The sequence below is a fragment of the Streptomyces sp. Q6 genome (assembly GCF_036967205.1).
In the GTDB taxonomy this organism is placed as follows: Bacteria; Actinomycetota; Actinomycetes; order Streptomycetales; family Streptomycetaceae; genus Streptomyces; species Streptomyces citrinus.
In genome coordinates, this window is record NZ_CP146022.1 from 1,420,677 (window position 1) to 1,440,958 (window position 20,282).

18 protein-coding genes are annotated in these 20,282 nt (G+C 70.5%); 2 read left to right on the forward strand and 16 right to left on the reverse strand.

The window, feature by feature from the left end; all coding sequences use genetic code 11:
- The first annotated feature begins 107 nt into the window (after window positions 1-107).
- A complete protein-coding gene (locus V2W30_RS06720; RefSeq protein ID WP_338694446.1) occupies window positions 108-1,340 on the forward strand; it encodes a DUF349 domain-containing protein in 1,233 nt (410 codons plus the stop codon).
- A gap of 67 nt (window positions 1,341-1,407) precedes the next feature.
- Here the strand turns inward: V2W30_RS06720 and V2W30_RS06725 are convergent, their stop codons facing one another.
- The 16 genes from V2W30_RS06725 to pgsA all read right to left on the reverse strand — a co-directional run bounded on the left by V2W30_RS06725 (window position 1,408) and on the right by pgsA (window position 17,817).
- Window positions 1,408-3,930 (reverse strand): RelA/SpoT family protein, encoded by a 2,523-nt coding sequence (locus tag V2W30_RS06725; RefSeq protein ID WP_338694448.1) that lies wholly within the window; start codon window positions 3,928-3,930, stop codon window positions 1,408-1,410.
- 169 nt (window positions 3,931-4,099) lie between these two features.
- Window positions 4,100-4,639, reverse strand: a complete 540-nt coding sequence (locus V2W30_RS06730; RefSeq protein ID WP_338694450.1) for an adenine phosphoribosyltransferase — start codon at window positions 4,637-4,639, stop codon at window positions 4,100-4,102.
- A gap of 140 nt (window positions 4,640-4,779) precedes the next feature.
- Entirely contained in the window at window positions 4,780-5,901 is a 1,122-nt protein-coding gene (secF, locus tag V2W30_RS06735; RefSeq protein WP_338694452.1) for a protein translocase subunit SecF, read from the reverse strand.
- A 1-nt stretch (window position 5,902) separates the two neighbouring features.
- Complete coding sequence (gene secD, locus V2W30_RS06740) at window positions 5,903-7,660, reverse strand: protein translocase subunit SecD (RefSeq protein ID WP_338703509.1); 1,758 nt, start codon at window positions 7,658-7,660, stop codon at window positions 5,903-5,905.
- Window positions 7,661-7,796: 136 nt separating this feature from the next.
- Window positions 7,797-8,261 (reverse strand): preprotein translocase subunit YajC, encoded by a 465-nt coding sequence (yajC, locus tag V2W30_RS06745; protein WP_338694454.1) that lies wholly within the window; start codon window positions 8,259-8,261, stop codon window positions 7,797-7,799.
- Window positions 8,262-8,434: 173 nt separating this feature from the next.
- On the reverse strand, window positions 8,435-9,514 hold the full coding sequence (gene ruvB, locus V2W30_RS06750; protein WP_338694455.1) for a Holliday junction branch migration DNA helicase RuvB: 1,080 nt from the start codon (window positions 9,512-9,514) through the stop codon (window positions 8,435-8,437).
- 45 nt (window positions 9,515-9,559) lie between these two features.
- Entirely contained in the window at window positions 9,560-10,171 is a 612-nt protein-coding gene (gene ruvA / locus V2W30_RS06755; protein ID WP_338694456.1) for a Holliday junction branch migration protein RuvA, read from the reverse strand.
- A complete protein-coding gene (gene ruvC / locus V2W30_RS06760) occupies window positions 10,168-10,716 on the reverse strand; it encodes a crossover junction endodeoxyribonuclease RuvC (RefSeq protein WP_338694458.1) in 549 nt (182 codons plus the stop codon). Before ruvC ends, ruvA begins: the two co-directional genes overlap by 4 nt.
- A gap of 113 nt (window positions 10,717-10,829) precedes the next feature.
- Complete coding sequence (locus V2W30_RS06765) at window positions 10,830-11,582, reverse strand: YebC/PmpR family DNA-binding transcriptional regulator (RefSeq protein ID WP_338694459.1); 753 nt, start codon at window positions 11,580-11,582, stop codon at window positions 10,830-10,832.
- Window positions 11,583-11,658: 76 nt separating this feature from the next.
- On the reverse strand, window positions 11,659-12,267 hold the full coding sequence (pdxT, locus tag V2W30_RS06770; RefSeq protein WP_338694461.1) for a pyridoxal 5'-phosphate synthase glutaminase subunit PdxT: 609 nt from the start codon (window positions 12,265-12,267) through the stop codon (window positions 11,659-11,661).
- An 8-nt stretch (window positions 12,268-12,275) separates the two neighbouring features.
- Window positions 12,276-13,190 carry a pyridoxal 5'-phosphate synthase lyase subunit PdxS gene (gene pdxS / locus V2W30_RS06775; RefSeq protein WP_425244498.1) on the reverse strand — a complete coding sequence of 305 codons (915 nt, stop codon included), beginning with the start codon at window positions 13,188-13,190 and terminating at the stop codon, window positions 12,276-12,278.
- 203 nt (window positions 13,191-13,393) lie between these two features.
- Window positions 13,394-14,350 (reverse strand): IS481 family transposase, encoded by a 957-nt coding sequence (locus tag V2W30_RS06780; RefSeq protein WP_338694463.1) that lies wholly within the window; start codon window positions 14,348-14,350, stop codon window positions 13,394-13,396.
- 101 nt (window positions 14,351-14,451) lie between these two features.
- Window positions 14,452-14,997 carry a hypothetical protein gene (locus V2W30_RS06785; RefSeq protein ID WP_338694464.1) on the reverse strand — a complete coding sequence of 182 codons (546 nt, stop codon included), beginning with the start codon at window positions 14,995-14,997 and terminating at the stop codon, window positions 14,452-14,454.
- A 74-nt stretch (window positions 14,998-15,071) separates the two neighbouring features.
- Complete coding sequence (locus V2W30_RS06790) at window positions 15,072-16,232, reverse strand: glycosyltransferase family 4 protein (protein ID WP_338694466.1); 1,161 nt, start codon at window positions 16,230-16,232, stop codon at window positions 15,072-15,074.
- Window positions 16,229-17,152, reverse strand: coding sequence for a phosphatidylinositol mannoside acyltransferase (locus tag V2W30_RS06795; protein WP_338694468.1), 924 nt, complete (start codon window positions 17,150-17,152; stop codon window positions 16,229-16,231). Before V2W30_RS06795 ends, V2W30_RS06790 begins: the two co-directional genes overlap by 4 nt.
- A complete protein-coding gene (gene pgsA / locus V2W30_RS06800; protein WP_338694469.1) occupies window positions 17,149-17,817 on the reverse strand; it encodes a phosphatidylinositol phosphate synthase in 669 nt (222 codons plus the stop codon). The genes V2W30_RS06795 and pgsA overlap by 4 nt, the downstream gene beginning before the upstream one ends.
- A gap of 247 nt (window positions 17,818-18,064) precedes the next feature.
- On the opposite strand from pgsA, the gene V2W30_RS06805 reads away from it, so the two are divergent.
- On the forward strand, window positions 18,065-20,260 hold the full coding sequence (locus V2W30_RS06805; RefSeq protein WP_338694471.1) for an elongation factor G-like protein EF-G2: 2,196 nt from the start codon (window positions 18,065-18,067) through the stop codon (window positions 20,258-20,260).
- Window positions 20,261-20,282 lie beyond the last annotated feature (22 nt).

Here is a 20,282-nt window from a genome sequence, read left to right on the forward strand (position 1 = left end):
GGGATGCGGACAGCCGCCCCGCCGGTCGCCTATGTTGGCGGTGACGAAACTGTGGACGATGCCCGGGGGCCACGAGCCGCCCGCAGGCATCATGTGGAGGAGGCGCTGTGAGCAGCGACCCGTGGGGCCGCGTCGACGAGACGGGGACCGTGTACGTGCGTTCGGCCGACGGCACTGAGCGTGAAGTCGGTTCGTGGAAGGCTGGTTCGCCCGACGAGGCTCTTGCCTACTTCAAGCGCAAGTACGACGGTCTGGTCGTCGAGATCGGGCTCCTCGAGCGCCGGGTGCAGACGACCGACCTGTCGTCCAAGGACGCCATGACCGCGATCGAGCACCTGCGGGACCAGGTGACCGACGCGCACGCCATCGGTGACCTGGACGCGCTCGGCAAGCGGCTCGACAAGCTGGTGGAGAGCGTCGAGTCCCGGCGCGAGGAGCGCAAGGTCCAGAAGGCCAAGCAGTCCGACGAGGCCCGGCACTCCAAGGAGGCGCTGGTCGTCGAGGCGGAGGAGCTGGCCCAGTCCGAGCAGTGGCGGGCGGCCGGCGAGCGGCTGCGCGCCCTGGTGGACACCTGGAAGGGCCTGCCGCGGCTCGACCGCAAGTCGGACGACGAGTTGTGGCACCGCTTCTCGCACGCCCGCTCGGCGTTCTCCAAGCGCCGCAAGGCGCACTTCGCGTCCCTCGACGCGCAGCGCGAGGAGGCCCGCAAGACCAAGGAGAAGCTGGTCGCCGAGGCCGAGGCGCTGTCGAACTCGCAGGACTGGGGCGCCACGGCGGCCCGGTACCGCGAGCTGATGACGGACTGGAAGGCGGCGGGCCGGGCCCAGCGCGAGTTCGAGGACGACCTGTGGAACCGCTTCCGCGGCGCCCAGGACGTGTTCTTCGCGGCGCGCAGCGCGGTCTTCGCGGAGCGGGACGCCGAGCAGGGCGAGAACCTGAAGCTCAAGGAGGAGCTGGCCGACGAGGCCGAGAAGCTCCTGCCGATCGGGGACCTGAAGGCGGCCCGCGCCGCCTTCCGCTCGATCAACGAGCGGTGGGAGGCCATCGGCCACGTCCCGCGCGACGCCCGTCCCAAGGTCGAGGGCCGGATGCAGGCCGTGGAGCGCGCCCTCCAGGAGTCCGAGGAGGCCGAGTGGCGCCGGACGAACCCGGAGGCACGCGCGCGTGCCGCGGGTCTGACCGGTCAGTTGCAGGCCGCGGTCGACAAGCTCAAGGGCCAGATCGAGCAGGCCCGCGCGCAGGGCAACAACGCGAAGGCGGACAAGCTCCAGCGCGAGCTGGACGGCCGCCAGGCGCTGCTCGACTCGGCGCTGAAGGGACTGGAGGAGTTCGGCGGCTGACCGCCCTCTCCCGTACGTGCAGGAGGCCCCCGGCAGATGCTGCCGGGGGCCTCCTGCACGTGAGCCGTCAGGGCCTGCGGGCCGATGTCACGCGGTAGACGTCGTAGACGCCCTCGACGCCGCGCACGGCCTTCAGCACATGGCCGAGGTGCTTCGGGTCGCCCATCTCGAAGGTGAACCGCGAGGTGGCCACCCGGTCGCGGGACGTCTGGACGGCCGCGGACAGGATGTTCACGTGCTGGTCCGACAGGACCCGGGTCACGTCGGACAGGAGCCGCGAGCGGTCCAGGGCCTCGACCTGGATGGCGACCAGGAAGACCGAGGACTGGGTGGGCGCCCACTCGACCTCGAGGATGCGCTCCGGTTCACGGGACAGCGAGTCCACGTTGACGCAGTCGCTGCGGTGAACCGATACGCCGCTGCCGCGCGTGACGAAGCCGATGATCGGGTCGCCGGGCACGGGCGTGCAGCAGCGCGCGAGCTTGACCCACACGTCGTCGACGCCCTTGACGACGACGCCCGGGTCGGCGCTGGAGCGCCGCTTGGAGCGGCCGCGCGAGGGCGGGGTGCTCTCGGCGATGTCCTCGTTGGCGGCCTCTTCGCCGCCGAGCGCCTGGACGAGCTTCTGCACGACGGACTGCGCCGTGACATGGCCCTCGCCGATGGCGGCGTACAGCGACGAGATGTCGGGGTAGCGCATCTCGTGCGCGAGCGTCACGAGCGAGTCGCCGGTGAGGATCCGCTGGATCGGCAGGTTCTGCTTGCGCATGGCGCGGACGATGGCGTCCTTGCCCTGCTCGATCGCCTCGTCGCGGCGCTCCTTGGAGAACCAGGCGCGGATCTTGTTGCGGGCGCGGGGCGACTTGACGAAGCCGAGCCAGTCGCGGGACGGGCCCGCGCCCTCGGCCTTGGAGGTGAAGACCTCCACCAGGTCGCCGTTGTCCAGGGTGGATTCGAGGGGCACGAGGCGTCCGTTGACGCGTGCTCCTATGGTCCGGTGGCCGACCTCCGTGTGGACCGCGTACGAGAAGTCCACCGGTGTCGCCCCGGCCGGGAGCGCTATGACGTCGCCCTTCGGGGTGAACACGAAGACCTCGTTGCGCGACAGGTCGAAGCGCAGGGACTCCAGGAACTCGCCCGGGTCCTCGGTCTCCTTCTGCCAGTCGAGCAACTGGCGCAGCCACGCCATGTCGTTGAGGTGGTCGTCCTTGCCGGTCGTCCTGGGCGCGTCGGAGCGCACCTTGGAGGCGCCGGCGACGGCCTCCTGCTTGTACTTCCAGTGCGCGGCGATGCCGTACTCGGCGCGGCGGTGCATGTCGAACGTACGGATCTGGAGCTCGACGGGCTTGCCGTTGGGGCCGATGACCGTCGTGTGCAGCGACTGGTACATGTTGAACTTCGGCATCGCGATGTAGTCCTTGAACCGGCCGGGGACCGGGTTCCATCGCGCGTGCACGGTGCCGAGGGCCGCGTAGCAGTCGCGGACCGTGTCGACGAGGACACGGATGCCCACCAGGTCGTAGATCTCCGCGAAGTCACGGCCGCGGACGATCATCTTCTGGTAGACGCTGTAGTAGTGCTTCGGGCGGCCGGTGACGGTCGCCTTGATGCGGGCCGCGCGCAGGTCGGACTGCACCTCGTCGGTCACTATGGCCAGGTACTCGTCGCGCTTGGGCGCGCGCTCGGCCACGAGCCGCACGATCTCGTCGTACATCTTGGGATAGAGGATCGCGAACGCGAGGTCCTCCAGCTCCCACTTGATGGTGTTCATGCCCAGGCGGTGGGCGAGCGGCGCGTAGATCTCCAGGGTCTCGCGCGCCTTCTTCTCCTGCTTCTCGCGCTTGAGGTACCGCATGGTGCGCATGTTGTGCAGGCGGTCGGCGAGCTTGATGACCAGGACGCGGGGGTCCTTGGCCATGGCGACGACCATCTTGCGCACGGTCTCGGCCTGCGCGGCCTCGCCGAACTTGACCTTGTCCAGCTTGGTGACGCCGTCGACGAGCAGGGCGACCTGGTCGCCGAAGTCGCGGCGCAGGGTGTCCAGGCCGTACTCGGTGTCCTCGACGGTGTCGTGCAGCAGACCGGCCATCAGCGTCGCCGGGTCCATGCCGAGCTCGGCGAGGATCGTGGTGACGGCGAGCGGGTGCGTGATGTACGGGTCGCCGCTCTTGCGCTTCTGACCGCGGTGCCAGCGCTCGGCGACCTGGTAGGCGCGCTCGATCTGGCGCAGCGTCGACGTCTCGATCTTGGCGTCGTTGCTGCGCACTATCCGCAGCAGCGGCTCGAGGACCGGGTTGTACGGGTTCGAGCGCTGCACGCCGAGACGGGCGAGACGGGCGCGGACGCGGTTGGAGGAGCCGGAGCGGGCCGCAGGCTGGTTCGCCGCGGCGCGGATCGCCGGCGCGGGTGTGGCGCGCGACGGCTCGGGCGCCGGCTTCTCGGCGGAGGGCTTGGGCCGTGGCTGCTCGGCCGCCGGGCCGCTCGGCGAGGCCGGCTGCGCCTTCTTCGCGGGCGTGCCGGTGGGAGCCGCGGCCTGATCGGCCTGCTGGTCGGGCTTGGCGGCGATGAGTGGCTTGGCCTCGTCTGGCAACGGCGCTCCTCGTGCGCGACGGGTCCCCGTTCGGTTCCCGGAGAGCCCATGGTATCGATCCGGCGCCCACCCACCGCATTCGGCCGGTGAGACGCCTTCGTACGGAAGAAACACCAGAGGCGGGCGCCGGATTCCTCCGGGCCCGCCGATACGGCTGTGAGCTGGTGTTCTACACCACGAGCAGGGCGTCGAGCGGGGCGTCCTGGAGCGCCGGCTCCAGGCGTGCGCGGCCCGGCAGGAAGCCCAGCTCCATCAGAACGGCCACGCCCGCGACCTGGGCGCCGGCCCGGCGGATCAGGTGCAGGGCGGCCTCGGCGGTGCCGCCGGTGGCCAGCACGTCGTCGATGACCATGACGCGGTCGTCGGCGCTGAGGTCCTCGGCGTGCACCTCGATCTCGGCGGACCCGTACTCCAGGTCGTACGACTGCGCGAGCGTCGCCCCGGGGAGCTTGCCCGCCTTGCGTACGGGGATGAAGCCGAGGCCCGCGCGGACCGCGACGGGGGCGCCGAGGATGAAACCGCGCGCCTCCAGGCCGACGACCTTGGTGGCGCCGTGCCGGACACACAGCTCCGCGAGGGTGTCGGTGAGGGCCGTGAAGGCCGCCGGGTCCGCGAGCAGCGGCGTGATGTCCTTGAAGAGGACACCGGGCTCCGGGTAGTCCTGCACGTCGCGGATGCGGCTGAGGAGCAGCTCCTTGATGTCGGTCACTTCTGCACCTCAGCGTGTGTGTCGGTGAAATTTTGAGGGGTCCTGCGCGGTCGTCAACCCTAGCAGCAGGGCCGGTGACGCAACGACGCGGGCGCCAGGGCCTCGACGGCTCCTGGCGCCCGCGCGCGTGTCGTTCCGGGTCAGCGGCGCTTGCCCGAGGGGCGGCCACGACCACGGTTGCGGGACGGCTGGCTGCGCGGCCCCGCGCCCGCGGGGGCGGCGTCGTCGTCCGGCTCGTCCAGCTCCGCGCCGGCGGCCTGGTGGCCGACGACGGCGGCCGTGTCGGCCTTGGCGGCAGCGGCGGCCCGCTTGGCGAGCACCCGCTTCTTGAGCGCCTTCATCTTCGGGTCGCGCTCCTTGAGGTCGGCGACCAGCGGAGTGGCGATGAAGATCGACGAGTACGCGCCGGCGGCGAGGCCGACGAAGAGCGACAGCGAGATGTCGTTCAGCATGCCGGCGCCGAGGAAGCCGCCGCCGATGAACAGCAGGCCCGCCACCGGCAGGAGCGCCACGACCGTGGTGTTGATCGAGCGGACCAGGGTGGAGTTGATCGACCGGTTGGCGACGTCGCTGTACGTCCAGCGGGTCTGCTTCTCGATGTCCTTCGTCTGCTCCTTGAGGGAGTCGAAGACGACGACCGTGTCGTAGAGCGAGTAACCGAGGATCGTCAGCAGACCGATCACCGTGCCCTGCGTGACCTCGAAGCCCACCAGGGCGTAGATCCCGACGGTGATGGTGATGTCGTGGATGAGCGCGACCAGGGCCGCCAGTGCCATCCGCCACTCGAAGGCGATCGCCAGGTAGATCACGACGAGGACCATGAAGATGGCCAGGCCCTGCCATGCCTTGTTGGCGATCGACTGTCCCCAGCTGGGACCCACCAGTTCGGCGTTGATCTTGTCGGCGGGGATGCCCATGTCCTTGGACAGCTCGGCCTTGATCTTGTCCGACTCGCCGGTGTCGATGCCGGCGACCTGGATGCGCAGACCGCCCGTGCCGAGCTCCTGCACGGTCGCGGCGTGGCCGGACGCCTCCGTGGCGTACTCCTCCGCCTGCGAGGCGGAGACGCTCGTCTTGGGCGTCGTGAAGGTCGCGCCGCCCTCGAACTCGATGCCCATGTTCAGGCCGCGCACCGACAAGCCGAGGATGGCCGTGATGGTGATCAGGATCGAGACGCCGTACCAGATCTTGCGCTTGCCGATGAAGTCGTAGCCGACCTCACCGCGATACAGCTTGGCGCCGAGATTGCCGAGCTTCGACATCTCACGCCTCCTTCGGGTCGACGGGAGCGGAGGCACGGCGGGTGCGGCGCAGCGGGGGCTGCACGCCGAGGCGCTTGGGGTCGAGGCCGGACCACTTGTGGCCGCTCGTGAAGAACTTCGTGCGGGCCAGGACCGTCATCAGCGGCTTCGTGAAGAGGAAGACCACGACCACGTCGAGCAGGGTGGTCAGGCCGAGCGTGAACGCGAAGCCCTGCACCTTGCCGACCGTCACGACGTAGAGCACCGCGGCCGCGAGGAACGACACGAAGTCGGAGACCAGGATGGTGCGCCGGGCACGCGGCCAGGCACGCTCCACGGCGGGCCGCACGGAACGGCCCTCCCGGATCTCGTCCCGGATCCGTTCGAAGTACACGATGAACGAGTCCGCGGTGATGCCGATGGCCACGATCGCGCCGCAGACGGCCGGCAGGTTCAGCGCGAAGCCGATCGTCGGGCCGAGCAGCGTCATCAGCGTGTACGTGAGGATGCCGGAGGTCAGCAGCGAGGCGAGGGCCACGACCGACAGACCGCGGTAGTAGACCACCAGGTAGATGACGACCAGGGCGAGACCGATGGCGCCGGCGATCAGACCGGCTTCCAGCTGCTCACCGCCGAGCGTGGCGGTCACCGAGGTGACGCTCTGCTCGTGGAAGGTCAGCGGCAGGGCGCCGTACGAGAGCACGTTGGCCAGGTCCTTGGCGGACTCCTGGTTGAAGCTGCCGGAGATCTCGGCGCTCTGGCTCAGGGTGGAGCTGACGCTGGGGGCGGAGACCACGTCGCCGTCGAGCACGATGGCGAACTGGTTCATCGGCGACTGCTGGTCCTTGAGCTTGCTGGTCGTCGTGGCGAACTTCTTCGAGCCGGAGCCCGTGAACTCCATGTTGACGACCCACTGGCCGGACTGCTGGTTGATGCCCGCCGAGGCCTTCTTGACGTCCTTGCCGTTCACCTCGGACGCGCCGAGGATGTACTTCTCCCAGGCGCCGGACGAGTCCTTGCCGCAGGCGACGATGGTGTCGGTCGCCTTGGCGCCCTCGTTGACCGCGGTACGGGCCTTGGAGTCGGTGCAGTCCAGAGCCGTGAACTTCTTCTCCAGCGCGGCCGTGGCCGGGTCGGCGGAGGCGCTCGCGGACGGCGTCGCGGACGCCTTGGCGTCGGCGCTCGCGGACGCGCTCGGCGTGGAGTCGGCCTTGAGGCCGTCACTGACGGCGCGGCCCTGCGAGGTGGCGGAGGCGGACGGCGTGGCCGAGGAGGACGCCGTGTCGGTCGCCTTGTCCGTGGCCTTGTCGGTCGCCTTGCTGCTCGACGAGGCGCTCGGCGACGGGCTCGTGGAGGAGTCCGCGGCGGGCGCGCCGGCGGCCACCGTCAACACCGGGCGGAAGTAGAGCTGCGCGGTCGTACCGACCTGGTCGCGCGCCTGCTTCTGGTTCGTGCCCTTGGGGATGTTGACGATGATGTTGTTGTTGCCCTGCGTCTGGACCTCGGCCTCGGAGACACCCATGCCGTTGACACGGCGGTTGATGATGTCCGCCGCCGTGTCCATGTTGGTCTTGTTGATCGCGTTGGGCTTGCCCGGCTCGTTCTTGGCCTCCAGCGTGATGCTGGTGCCGCCCGCGAGGTCGATGCCCAGTCGCGGGGTGAACGTCCCCGAGATGAACATCCCACCGACGAGCGCCACCATGATGATCACGATGAGGCTCAGAGCACGGCCCGGCTTGCTCGGGGCACCTGCCCCTCGGCTCTTTTTAGGTGTGGCCACCTTCTCGTACTCCCTCTCCATCCGTCCGGCATCGGGATTCGTGCTCGGACGGCCATGAAATGGTCGACACTCCGCGCGGGGCACTCACGAACGGGAACCGCGGGGGGACGAGCGTCGCCCGCGGTTCCTGCCGTGACTACTTCGCGTCGGACTCGCCGTCGGTCTTCTTCGCCTCGGCGTCGTCGGCCTTCTCGGCCTCGACGTCCTTCTTGCCGAGGTCGATGCGCGAGTCGTCAGCGGCGGTCTCGTCGGTCTCGGTGAGGGAGGACGCGTCGTCCGGAACGACGGCGTCGTCGGTCAGCTCGTCGTCGCCGGCCTCCTCGCCGTGCACGATGCGGTTGTACTCGTCGTCGGAGAGCACGGCACCGATCGCGTTCTTCGCGAACATGAGGTGGACGCCGGGGCCGGCGTCGAGGAGGACCGCGTCGTCGTGGACCTCCTTGACCGTCGCGTACATGCCCCCGATCGTGCGGACGCCGGAACCGGGCTGCATTTCATTGCGCATCGTGGCGGCCTGCTGCTGCTTCTTCTTGGCCGACCGGGTCATCAGGAACATGGCCCCGATGAGCACGATGAACGGGAGGAGGGTCACGAGACTCACGGGTGGGAACTTCCTTCATACGACCGCGCCGGGGAGCGGCCTTGTTGGGTTCTGGGGGCGGCCGTCGACCGTAAACGGTAACGACGACGTCGGCGGAGTCTAAGCGAGTCCGCCATCTGGGAACAACGCTCAGCATGGCACCGGGGTTCCAGGCCCCGCGAGTACCCGCGCCGTCACGCCCCGAAGAGGTCCTGTTGTCCGCTTGCGCCCGTTCTCCCCTGGGGCGGAGTGAGCCCCAGGTGGGCCCAGGCGGCCGGAGTGGCGACCCGGCCCCGGGGGGTTCGGGCCAGCAGACCCTCGCGTACGAGGAAGGGCTCGGCCACCTCCTCGACGGTCTCGCGCTCCTCCCCCACGGCCACGGCGAGCGTCGACAGGCCCACCGGTCCCCCGCCGAACAGCTTGAGCAGGGCTTCCAGGACGGCCCGGTCGAGGCGGTCGAGGCCGCGGCCGTCCACCTCGTACACGGCGAGCGCGGCGGAGGCGATGTCGCGGTCGATCCGGCCCTCGGCCTTGACCTGGGCGTAGTCGCGCACCCGGCGCAGCAGTCGGTTGGCGATACGGGGCGTGCCGCGGGAGCGCCCGGCGATCTCCGCCGCGCCCACCGTGTCGATCTCCACGTCGAGCAGGCTCGCGGAGCGATGGATGACCCGCTCCAGCTCGGCCGGCTCGTAGAACTCCATATGCGCGGTGAAGCCGAAGCGGTCGCGCAGCGGGGGCGGCAGCAGGCCCGCGCGCGTGGTGGCGCCGACCAGGGTGAAGGGGGGCAGTTCGAGCGGGATGGCGGTGGCGCCGGGGCCCTTGCCGACGATGACGTCGACGCGGAAGTCCTCCATCGCCATGTAGAGCATCTCCTCGGCGGGCCGCGACATCCGGTGGATCTCGTCGAGGAAGAGGACCTCGCCCTCCTGGAGGGAGGAGAGGATCGCGGCCAGGTCGCCCGCGTGCTGGATCGCCGGGCCGCTGGTGATGCGGATCGGGGCACCCATCTCCGCGGCGATGATCATGGAGAGGGTGGTCTTGCCGAGGCCGGGGGCGCCGGAGAGCAGGACGTGGTCGGCGGTGGCGCCACGCGCGCGGGCGGCGCGCAGCACGAGGTCGAGCTGCTCCCTGACCTTCTCCTGGCCGATGAACTCGCCCAGGTCCTTGGGGCGCAGGGCCGCCTCGACGGCCTGGTCCTCGCCGTCGGCCGACGCACCGACGAGCCGGTCGGCGGCCTGGGGGGCGCCTTCGTCGGTCGTCTCGTCCCAGTTCATGTGGTGTGCCTCGCGTTACGGGTCTGGAGGGGAGGGGGGCGGCGGCTAGCGGGTGCGGTTGAGGGTCTGGAGGGCCGCCTTGAGGAGCGGGCCCACCTGGGGGGTGCCCTCCATGGCCTCGGCCTGCGGGGCGACCGCGGAGACGGCCTCGTCGGCCTCTCGGGTCGCGTATCCCAGGCCGATGAGCGCGGCGTGCAGCTGCTCGCGCCAGCCGCTGGTGACGGCGGTGCCGATGGCGGGGCCGCCGGTGCCGAGGGGCTCGCCGAGCCGGTCCTTCAGTTCGAGGAGGAGCTTCTGGGCGCCCTTCTTGCCGATGCCGGGGACGGCGGTGAGCGCCTTCTCGTCACCGGTGGAGACCGCGCGGCGCAGGGCGTCGGGGCTGTGCACGGCGAGCATGGCCTGGGCCAGGCGCGGGCCGACGCCGCTCGCGGTCTGGAGCAGCTCGAACGTCTGCTTCTCGTCGTCGTCCGCGAAGCCGTACAGGGTGAGCGAGTCCTCCCGTACGACGAGGGAGGTGGCGAGCTTGGCCTGCTGGCCGAGGCGGAGCGTGGAGAGCGTGTTCGGCGTGCACTGGACGGCCATGCCGACACCGCCGACCTCGACCACCGCGGCGTCGGGTGCGAGTGCGGCGATCGGGCCGCTGACGAAGGCGATCATGCGGTACGGCCTTTCAGTGCTTTGGATGCTTGAGCGGCGTGCAGGGCCACGGCCTGCTGGAGTCTGTTCTGCGCGGGGGCGCGCCAGATGTGGCAGATGGCGAGGGCGAGCGCGTCGGCGGCGTCGGCCGGCTTGGGGGGCGCGTCGAGCCGCAGGAGCCGGGTCACCATGGCGCCGACCTGGGCCTTGTCGGCGCGTCCGCTGCCGGTGACGGCGGCCTTGACCTCGCTGGGCGTGTGCAGGGCGACGGGGATGCCGCGGCGTGACGCGCACAGCATGGCGACCGCACTGGCCTGGGCGGTGCCCATCACCGTGCTCACGTTGTGCTGGCTGAACACCCGCTCCACGGCGAGGACTTCGGGGTCGTGCTCGTCGAGCCACTGCTCGATGCCCTGCTCGATCGCGACGAGGCGGTGGCCCAACTCGGCGTCCGGCGGGGTCCGCACGACACCGACGCCGCGCATCGTCAGGGGGCGGCCGGCGATCCCCTCGACCACGCCCACACCGCACCGGGTCAGACCCGGGTCCACGCCCAGTACGCGCACGCCTCGCCCCCAACTTCGCTCACCTGTTTGTGCAGGGTATCGGGGACCTCTGACAAACCGACAAAGCGACGGGCCGACGGAGTGTGTCCCGTCGGCCCGTCGCTGAGGTGACGTCAGGCGTCGACCTTCTCCATGACCTCGTCGGAGACGTCGAAGTTCGCGAAGACGTTCTGGACGTCGTCGCTGTCCTCGAGGGCGTCGATCAGCTTGAAGATCTTGCGCGCGCCCTCCTCGTCCAGCTCGACCTGCATGGTCGGGACGAAGTTGGCGTCGGCCGAGTCGTAGTCGATGCCGGCCTCCTGGAGCGCGGTGCGGACCGCGACCAGGTCGGTGGCCTCGGAGAGCACCTCGAAGGACTCACCCAGGTCGTTGACCTCCTCGGCACCGGCGTCGAGCACCGCGCCCAGGACGTCGTCCTCGGTCAGCTCGCCCTTGGGGACGACGACGACGCCCTTGCGGTGGAACAGGTACGACACGGAGCCCGGGTCGGCCATGTTGCCGCCGTTGCGGGTCATCGCGACGCGCACGTCCGAGGCGGCGCGGTTGCGGTTGTCGGTGAGGCACTCGATGAGCACCGCGACACCGTTCGGGCCGTAGCCCTCGTACATGATCGTCTCGTAGTCGGCGCCGCCGGCTTCGAGACCGGCGCCACGCTTGACCGCGGAGTCGATGTTCTTGTTCGGGACCGAGCTCTTCTTCGCCTTCTGGATGGCGTCGAACAGCGTCGGGTTACCGGACACGTCGGCGCCGCCGGTGCGGGCCGCGACCTCGATGTTCTTGATCATCTTCGCGAAGAGCTTGCCGCGCTTGGCGTCGATCACGGCCTTCTTGTGCTTCGTCGTAGCCCATTTAGAGTGGCCGGACATCTGCCTGTCTCCTTCGCGTAAGCATCCTCTAGAACGAACTCCCCCTGCCTGAAGGGCGGGGGGACCCCTCGAGATCCTACAAGGATCCCGACGCGGCCTTCGCCCGCACCATGTCCACGAACAGGCTGTGGATCCGGTGGTCGCCCGTGAGTTCCGGGTGGAACGACGTCGCCAGGGCGCTTCCCTGCCGTACGGCGACGATGTGTCCCCCGTGCTCGGCGAGCACCTCCACGGAGGCGCCCACGGACTCCACCCAGGGAGCGCGGATGAAGACACCCTCTACAGGATCGCCCTCGACGCCCGCTACGTCGACCGCCGCTTCGAAGGACTCGTTCTGACGGCCGAAGGCGTTGCGGCGCACGATCATGTCGATGCCGCCGATGGTCTCCTGACCCGAGCGCGGGTCGAGGATCTTGTCGGCGAGCATGATCAGTCCCGCGCATGTCCCGTAGACGGGCATTCCGGCGTGCACGCGCGCGCGGAGCGGCTCCATCAGGCCGAACAGGTGGGCCAGCTTGGAGATCGTGGTCGACTCGCCGCCGGGGATGACCAGACCGTCGACCTCGGCCAGTTCTTCGGGGCGCCGCACCGGCCTGGCCACGGCGTCGGCCGTGGCCAGGGCGATGAGGTGCTCCCGTACGTCGCCCTGGAGCGCCAGGACTCCGATGACGGGGGTGGCACTCATGGAGCGGGTCACCAGCCCCGGTTCGCGTAGCGCTCGGCCTCGGGCAGGGTGTCGCAGTTGATGCCGACCATGGCCTCGCCGAGGTTGCGGGAGGCGTCCGCGATGATCTTGGGGTCGTCGTAGAAGGTGGTGGCCTTCACGATGGCCGCGGCGCGCTTGGCCGGGTCGCCCGACTTGAAGATGCCGGAGCCGACGAAAACGCCCTCGGCGCCGAGCTGGCGCATGAGCGCGGCGTCGGCCGGGGTGGCGACACCACCGGCGGAGAAGAGGACCACCGGCAGCTTGCCCAGCTCGGAGACCTCCTTGACGAGCTCGTACGGGGCGCGCAGGTCCTTGGCGGCGGCGTACAGCTCGTTGTTGTCGAAGCCGCGCAGCCTGGCGATCTCGTTCTTGATCTGGCGCAGGTGGCGCACGGCCTCCACGACGTTGCCGGTGCCGGCCTCGCCCTTGGAGCGGATCATGGCCGCGCCCTCGGCGATGCGGCGCAGTGCCTCGCCCAGGTTGGTGGCGCCACAGACGAACGGGGTCGTGAACGCGAACTTGTCGCTGTGGTTGACCTCGTCGGCCGGGGTGAGGACCTCGGACTCGTCGATGTAGTCGACACCGAGCGACTGGAGGACCTGGGCCTCGACGAAGTGGCCGATGCGCGACTTGGCCATGACCGGGATCGAGACGGCGCCGATGATCTCTTCGATCATGTTCGGGTCGGACATGCGCGCCACGCCGCCGTCCTTGCGGATGTCGGCGGGGACCCGCTCCAGCGCCATGACGGCGACGGCGCCGGCGTCCTCGGCGATCTTCGCCTGCTCGGCGTTGACGACGTCCATGATCACGCCGCCCTTGAGCTGCTCGGCCATGCCTCGCTTGACGCGGGCGGTGCCGGTGGCGGGAGCGGCGGACGTGGACTGGGTGCTGGTGGACACGGGTGACCTCACTCGGTGAACGCGGTGAACTCTGGGGAGAGCATTTGGTACTGCACCGAGGAAACGCCTGTGCACCAGGCCACTACAAGGGCCAATGGGTAGGCGGTGGCTCCTTTTGGCCTGTGATCCTGAGCCTGCCGCGTGCTGACCTGCCCCGATCGAACCGACCAGGCCCGACCCCACCCGGCCCGGCCCGGCCCGCTCTAGCTGTATTGACCCGCAGGGTTGTTGACGCGGGTGATGGGTGGCTGGCCGCCGAGTGCGGTGTGGCTGCGGTGGTGGTTGTAGGTGTGCAGGAAGTCTGCCAGGGCCGCGGTGCGTTCGTCGTTTGAGGTGTAGAGCCGCAGGTAGGCCCATTCCTCGAGCAGGGTGCGGTTGAAGCGTTCGACCTTGCCGTTGGTCTGGGGCCGGTAGGCGCGGGTGAGCTTGCCACTCGCGCCGAGTTCGGCCAGGACGTTCTTCCAGGCCAGGCCCTTGCGGTAGGCCCAGGCGTTGTCCGTCAGCACGCGTTCGATGCGGGTGATGCCCATCTCGGCGAAGAACGCGGCCGCGCGGGTGAGGAAGGCCGCGCAGGTCGCGGCCTTCTCGTCCGGGTGGATCTCGCTGTAGGCGAGGCGGGAGTGGTCGTCGACGGCCGAGTGGATGTAGTCGTAACCCATGTTGTTGCGGGTGACGCGGCCGGCCTGGCGGCCCAGGGCCTTGTGGCCGCCGCCGTCGGGAATCCGGCCGAGTTTCTTCACGTCGATGTGGATCAGTTCGCCGGGCCGGTCGCGTTCGTAACGGCGGATCACGGTGCCGGTCGGCCGGTCGATCCAGGACAGCCGGTTCAGCCGGTGGCGGGTCAGAACGCGGTGCACGGTCGAGGCGGGCAGTCCCAGGATCGGGCCGATCCGGGCCGGCCCGAGCTTGCGGTCGGTCCGCAGCCGGCAGACGTCGGCCTCGATACTCGCCGGGGTCCGATGCGGTGTCGTCAAAGGCCTGCTGGAGCGGTCGGCCAGGCCCGCCCCGCCCTCGGCTCGCCACCGCCGGAGCCATTTATGGGCGGTCGCCCGCGAGATGCCCATCTCGGCGGCGACATGGGCGACGGGACGGCCGGACGCGACACGTTCGACCAGCAGGCGCCTGCCGTGCACGGTCAGCCGGGCATTACGGTGGGACACGAAGACCTCCGTGTGGTGCAGTCCTAGACAGCTCCACCACACCGGAGGTCTTCGCCATGATCAAGACCCGCCAGTGTCAACAACGCTCGTGATCAATACATCTAGCTCGTGGGCCGGTCGGCCAGGGCCGTCGGCGGCTCGTCGTCCATCTCGAAGGCGAGCGGGAACGGGGCGTGTCCGGCGAGCCGGAACCAGCGCACCGCGCGGTGCCGTCGCAGGGCGCGGGCCGCGCGGACGGCGTCGTTGTGGAAGCGGCGGGCCATGGGGACCCGGCGCACCGCCTGGGCCAGTTCCTCGGCGGCCTCCTCGCCGCCGCGGGCCGCGCGGACGGCCTCGACCTGGTCCGGCTCGTTGAAGACCGCCCTGAGCGCCTGGCTGAGCTCGCTCTCGGCGACCTCGCGCTGCTCCTCCTCCGTCTGCCGCGCGGCGTGCGCGGCCTCGTACAGGACGATCGAGGCGGCCGGGTCGAGGACGCCCGACGTGGCCAGTTCCTGGGCGACGGAGGCGCGGCGCAGGAGTTGGGCGTCGAGGGCGGCGCGGGCCGCGTCGATGCGGGCGTGCAGGCGGTCGAGGCGGCCCGCGGTCCAGCTCAGGTAGAGCCCGATCGCGAAGAGGCCTACGGCGATCCAGATGAGGGTGACGGTCACGGGCGGCAAGGCTACCGTCGGCGCGGCCCGCCCCGGTCAGCCCGTGGCGGGCCGCGGCCGGTCCCGCGCCGGTGTCAGTCGCGGGCGAGGCCGAACCGGGCCCGCAGCCCCGTCCGCTCGTCCGCCGCCACGGCTGCCGCGCCCTGCGTCACCGTCTCGTACACGCTCAGGATGTCCGCGCCGACGGTCGACCAGTCGAAGCGGCGTACGTGCTTGCTGCCGCGCTCGCGCAGTTCCGCACGGCGCTCGGGGTCGCCGAGGAGGCGGATCGCGGCCGTGGCGAGGGCGTCCGCGTCCTCGTTCGTGAAGAGCTCGCCCGCGCCGCCCTGGTCGAGGACCTGGGTGAAGGCGTCCAGGTCCGAGGCGAGCACCGGGGCGCCCGCGGACATGGCCTCCACCAGGATGATGCCGAAGCTCTCGCCGCCGGTGTTCGGGGCGACGTACACGTCGACGCTGGCGAGGAAGCGGGCCTTGTCCTCGTCGCTGACCATGCCGAGGAACTCGACGCGCTCGCGCATCTCCTTCGGCAGCGACGCGACGGCCTCCTTCTCGTCGCCGCGCCCCGCCACGAGCAGCCGCGTCCGCGGCCGCTCGGCGAGGATCTTCGGCAGCGCCTTCATGAGGACCGGCAGGCCCTTGCGGGGCTCGTCGATGCGCCCGACGAAGCCGAGCGTCTCTCCCTGCCACTCGGGCTTGGGCTCGGCCCGCGCGAAGAAGTCCACGTCGACGCCGTTCGGAATGACGACCGCGTCGCCGCCCAGGTGCTCGACCAACGTACGGCGGGCGTACTCGCTGACCGCGATGCGCGCGCTGATCTTCTCCAGGGCGGGCTGGAGGATCGGGTACGCGGCGATCATGGCCCGCGAGCGCGGGTTCGACGTGTGGAACGTGGCCACGATCGGGCCCTGCGCCGCCCAGCACGTCAGGAGGCCGAGCGACGGGGAGGCCGGCTCGTGGATGTGGATCACGTCGAACGTGCCGTCGTGCAGCCAGCGCCGCACACGCGCGGCGCTCAGGAAGCCGAAGTTGAGGCGCGCCACCGAGCCGTTGTAGGGCACCGGGACCGCGCGGCCCGCCGACACCACGTACGGCGGCAGCGGGGTCTCGTCGTCCGCCGGGGCGAGGACGGAGACCTCGTGCCCCAGGGCGATGAGGTGCTCCGCCAGATCGCGGATGTGGAACTGGACGCCGCCCGGCACGTCCCACGAGTACGGGCAGACGATTCCGATCCTCACGCCGGCCGCTCCTCGAAGTTCGGTGCTTTCTCGAGGTCCGCGAGCCACAGTCGTTGCAGCATGTGCCAGTCCTCCGGATGGTCCGCGATCCCCGTGGCGAAGGCATCGGCCAGCGCCTGCGTCATGACAGACGTCTTCTCGGCCCGCGTGCCTGTCTCCGGTACGTCGACGGGCGGGTGGACCCGGCCTCGCATTATGGAGGACGAGTCGTACCAGAGGGTGACAGGAAGGAGCAGCGCGCCGGTCTGCTGGGCGAGCATGGCAGGTCCGGCCGGCATCCGCGTGGCCTCGCCGAAGAACTTCACCTCGACGCCCGACGCGGACAGGTCGCGGTCGGCGACCAGGCACACGAGCCCGCCGGCCCGCAGCCGCCGCGCGAGGGTCCCGAAGGCGACGCCGCCCGTGTGGGGCAGCACCTCCATGCCGAGCCCTTCCCGGTAGGCGACGAAACGGTCGTACAGGGTCTCCGGCTTGAGCCGCTCGGCGACCGTCGTGAACGGGGTCTCCAGCTTGGTGGTGACCCACGCGCCCGCGAGGTCGTAGTTGCCCATGTGGGGCAGGGCGAGGACGACGCCCTTGCCGGCGTCCAGGCCCTCGGTGAGGTAGTGGAGGTCCTTGGGCGTGAAGCCGTCCTTGATGCGCTGCTTGCTCCACGCGGGCAGCCGGAAGGACTCCATCCAGTAGCGCAGGTACGAGCGCATGCACGCCTTGGAGAGCTCCTTGAGCCGCTCGGGCGTGGCGTCGGGCACCACGCGCGCGAGGTTGGACTCCAGGCGCAGCACGCCCTTGCCGCGCTTCTTCCACGCGATGTCCGCGATGGTGCGGCCCAGCCGGTTCGCGACCGGCTCGGGGAGCTTCTTGACGGTGGCCCAGCCGAGCCCGTAGAGCGCGTCGCTGACCTTCTCCTGCGCGCCGCTCACGAGGCGGCCTCCTCCTGGGCGCCGGCCGACGCGGCCGCGTCGGCCTCGGCGGACTCGCGGCGCACGGTGACCACACGCTGGATCAGCGTGACGAGGCTGCCGACGGCGACGATCCACAGGGCGACGGGCAGCAGGTACTGGATGCCCGGCACGCCGAACTTGTGCAGTCCGGCGAAGCCCGCGGCGACCAGCGAGATGACGAGCCGCTCGGCGCGCTCCACGAGACCGTTCACGGCGACGGGCAGGCCGATCGATTCTCCACGTGCCTTCGTGTACGACACGACCTGGCCGCTGGCGAGGCAGAAGATCGACACGGCGCAGAGCACGTTGTCGTTCCCCGAGCCCGCGTACCAGAGGGCGAGGCCGCCGAAGATGGCACTGTCGGCGACACGGTCGAGCGTGGAGTCGAGGAACGCGCCCCAGCGGCTCGTCCGGCCGAGCTGGCGCGCCATGTTGCCGTCGACGAGGTCCGAGAAGACGAACAGCGTGATGACGACGGTGCCCCAGAAGAACTCTCCGCGCGGGTAGAAGACCAGCGCTCCCGCCACGACTCCCGCGGTGCCCAGGAGCGTGACCGTGTCGGGGCTGACCCCGCGACGGATGAGAAACGCGGCGAACGGTGTGAGGACACGCGTGAAGAATGCACGCGCGTACTTGTTCAGCATGGCCTTCCCGAGGGTCGGTGCCGCGCGGCCCCTCTGGCCACCGGCTGGCCCATCGTAGCCACGCGCGCCCGGGATCGGCCGCCGGGCCACCACGCGCGCGTGCGATCGCGTACGACGTATGGACGCACAGTGACCGGAGTGGAAAGCTCGAAGACACCGCGGGCGTCGCCGAAGCCGCCTCCGCACGCGGATTCGCGTGTCCGCGCCCCCGAGGACCTCACCGAGCAATCAACCGGGAGGCACAGGCATGGGCGACAAGGCGAACACACACCCCGGAGCCGCCGGCAGGGCAACGGCGGCCGACCATCCCGCGTCCGTACGGAATGTGGTGCTGGTCGGCCACAGCGGATCGGGCAAGACGACTCTGGTGGAGGCCCTCGCGCTGACCGCGGGGGCGGTGAACCGGGCCGGCCGCGTCGAGGACGGGACCTCCGTCTCCGACTACGACGAGATCGAGCACCGCCAGCAGCGCTCGGTCCAGCTCTCCCTCGTCCCGGTGGACTGGGGCGGCTACAAGATCAATCTCCTGGACACCCCCGGCTACGCCGATTTCGTCGGGGAACTGAGGGCCGGTCTGCGCGCGGCGGACGCGGCCCTCTTCGTCGTCTCGGCGGCGGACGGCATCGACGGCGCGACCCGCATGGTGTGGGACGAGTGCGCGGCGGTCGGCATGCCGCGGGCCATCGTGATCACGCATCTGGAGGCGGCCAGGTCCGACTTCGAGGACATGACGCGGACCTGCGCGGCGGCCTTCGGGGGCGACGACCCCGACGCCGTGCTCCCGCTCTACCTGCCGCTGCGCGGCGAGCAGGGTCCGGACGGGCACGCGCCCGTCACGGGGTTGGTGGGGCTGCTCTCGCAGCGCGTGTACGACTACACGTCGGGCGAACGCAAGGAGTCCGAACCGGGCGCCGAGCAGCTGCCGTCGATCGAGGACGCCCGCAACCGGCTCATCGAGGGGATCATCGCGGAGAGCGAGGACGAGACCCTCATGGACCGCTATCTCGGCGGCGAGGACATCGACGTCAAGACACTCGTCGAGGACCTGGAACGGGCGGTCGCGCGCGGCGTCTTCCACCCGGTCCTCGCCGCGGCCCCGGCCGCCGAGGGCGCACGGCAGGGCATCGGCACGGTCGAGCTTCTCGAACTGATCACGGGCGGATTCCCCACGCCGCTGGAGCGCGCGGCGCCGGTCGTGAGCACGCCCGGCGGCAAGGCCCGCGCGATCAGCGCCTGCGACCCGGACGGCCCGCTCGTGGCCGAGGTGGTGAAGACCGCGTCCGACCCGTATGTCGGGCGCGTCTCTCTCGTACGGGTCTTCTCGGGCACCCTGCGCCCCGACGAGACGGTGCACGTGTCGGGGCACGGGCTCGCGGACCGCGGGCACGAGGACCACGACGTGGACGAGCGGATCGGCGCGCTGTCGGCCCCGTTCGGCAAACAGCAACGGGCGCTGACGCACTGCATCGCTGGTGATCTGGCGTGCGTGGCGAAGCTGAACCGGGCGGAGACCGGTGACACCCTCTCCGCGAAGGACGACCCGCTCCTCATGGCGCCCTGGGACATGCCGGACCCGCTGCTCCCGCTGGCCATCCAGGCGCACAGCAAGGCCGACGAGGACAAGCTGTCGCAGGGCCTGTCGCGGCTGGTCGCCGAGGACCCGACGATGCGGCTCGAACAGAACCAGGACACCCACCAGGTGGTGCTGTGGTGTCTGGGCGAGGCCCACGCGGACGTGGCCCTGGAGCGACTGCGCAGCCGGTACGGGGTGCAGGTCGACGTCGTGGCGCACAAGGTCTCCCTGCGGGAGACGTTCGCCGGGAAGTCGGCGGGGCGCGGCCGGCACGTGAAGCAGTCCGGGGGCCACGGGCAGTACGCGATCTGCGAGATCGAGGTGGAGCCGTTGCCCGGGGGTTCGGGCATCGAGTTCGTGGACAAGGTCGTCGGCGGCGCGGTGCCGCGGCAGTTCATCCCGTCCGTGGAGAAGGGCGTACGGGCGCAGGCGGCGCGCGGGGTCGCGGCCGGGTATCCGCTCATCGACGTGCGCGTGACGCTCCTCGACGGCAAGGCGCACTCGGTGGACTCGTCCGACGCCGCCTTCCAGACGGCGGGGGCGCTCGCGCTGCGGGAGGCCTCCGCGGACGCCCGGATCCATCTCCTGGAGCCGGTGGCCGAGGTGCAGGTGCTGGTCGGCGACGACTACGTGGGCGCCGTGATGAGCGATCTGTCCGGGCGGCGCGGCCGTGTCGTCGGCACCGAACAGGCGCCGGGCAAACGCACGCTCGTACGGGCGGAGGTGCCGGAGATCGAGATCGGGCGGTACGCGGTGGACCTGCGGTCGCTGTCGCACGGTACGGCGCGTTTCAGCCGCAGGTACGCGCGGCACGAGCCGATGCCGGCCCAGATCGGCGAGCGGATCCGCGAACAGGCGCAGAAAGCCTAGGAGTTGAGGACCGGTCGGCCGC

Excerpts from the sequence above, each read along its gene's own strand:
- V2W30_RS06765 (WP_338694459.1), bottom strand. The coding sequence starts at position 11,582 with ATGTCCGGCCACTCTAAATGGGCTACGACGAAGCACAAGAAGGCCGTG.
- pgsA (WP_338694469.1), bottom strand. The coding sequence starts at position 17,817 with ATGCTGAACAAGTACGCGCGTGCATTCTTCACGCGTGTCCTCACACCG.
- V2W30_RS06805 (WP_338694471.1), top strand. The coding sequence starts at position 18,065 with ATGGGCGACAAGGCGAACACACACCCCGGAGCCGCCGGCAGGGCAACG.
- pdxT (WP_338694461.1), bottom strand. The coding sequence starts at position 12,267 with ATGAGTGCCACCCCCGTCATCGGAGTCCTGGCGCTCCAGGGCGACGTA.
- ruvA (WP_338694456.1), bottom strand. The coding sequence starts at position 10,171 with ATGATCGCCTTCGTCAGCGGCCCGATCGCCGCACTCGCACCCGACGCC.
- secF (WP_338694452.1), bottom strand. The coding sequence starts at position 5,901 with ATGTCGAAGCTCGGCAATCTCGGCGCCAAGCTGTATCGCGGTGAGGTC.
- ruvB (WP_338694455.1), bottom strand. The coding sequence starts at position 9,514 with ATGAACTGGGACGAGACGACCGACGAAGGCGCCCCCCAGGCCGCCGAC.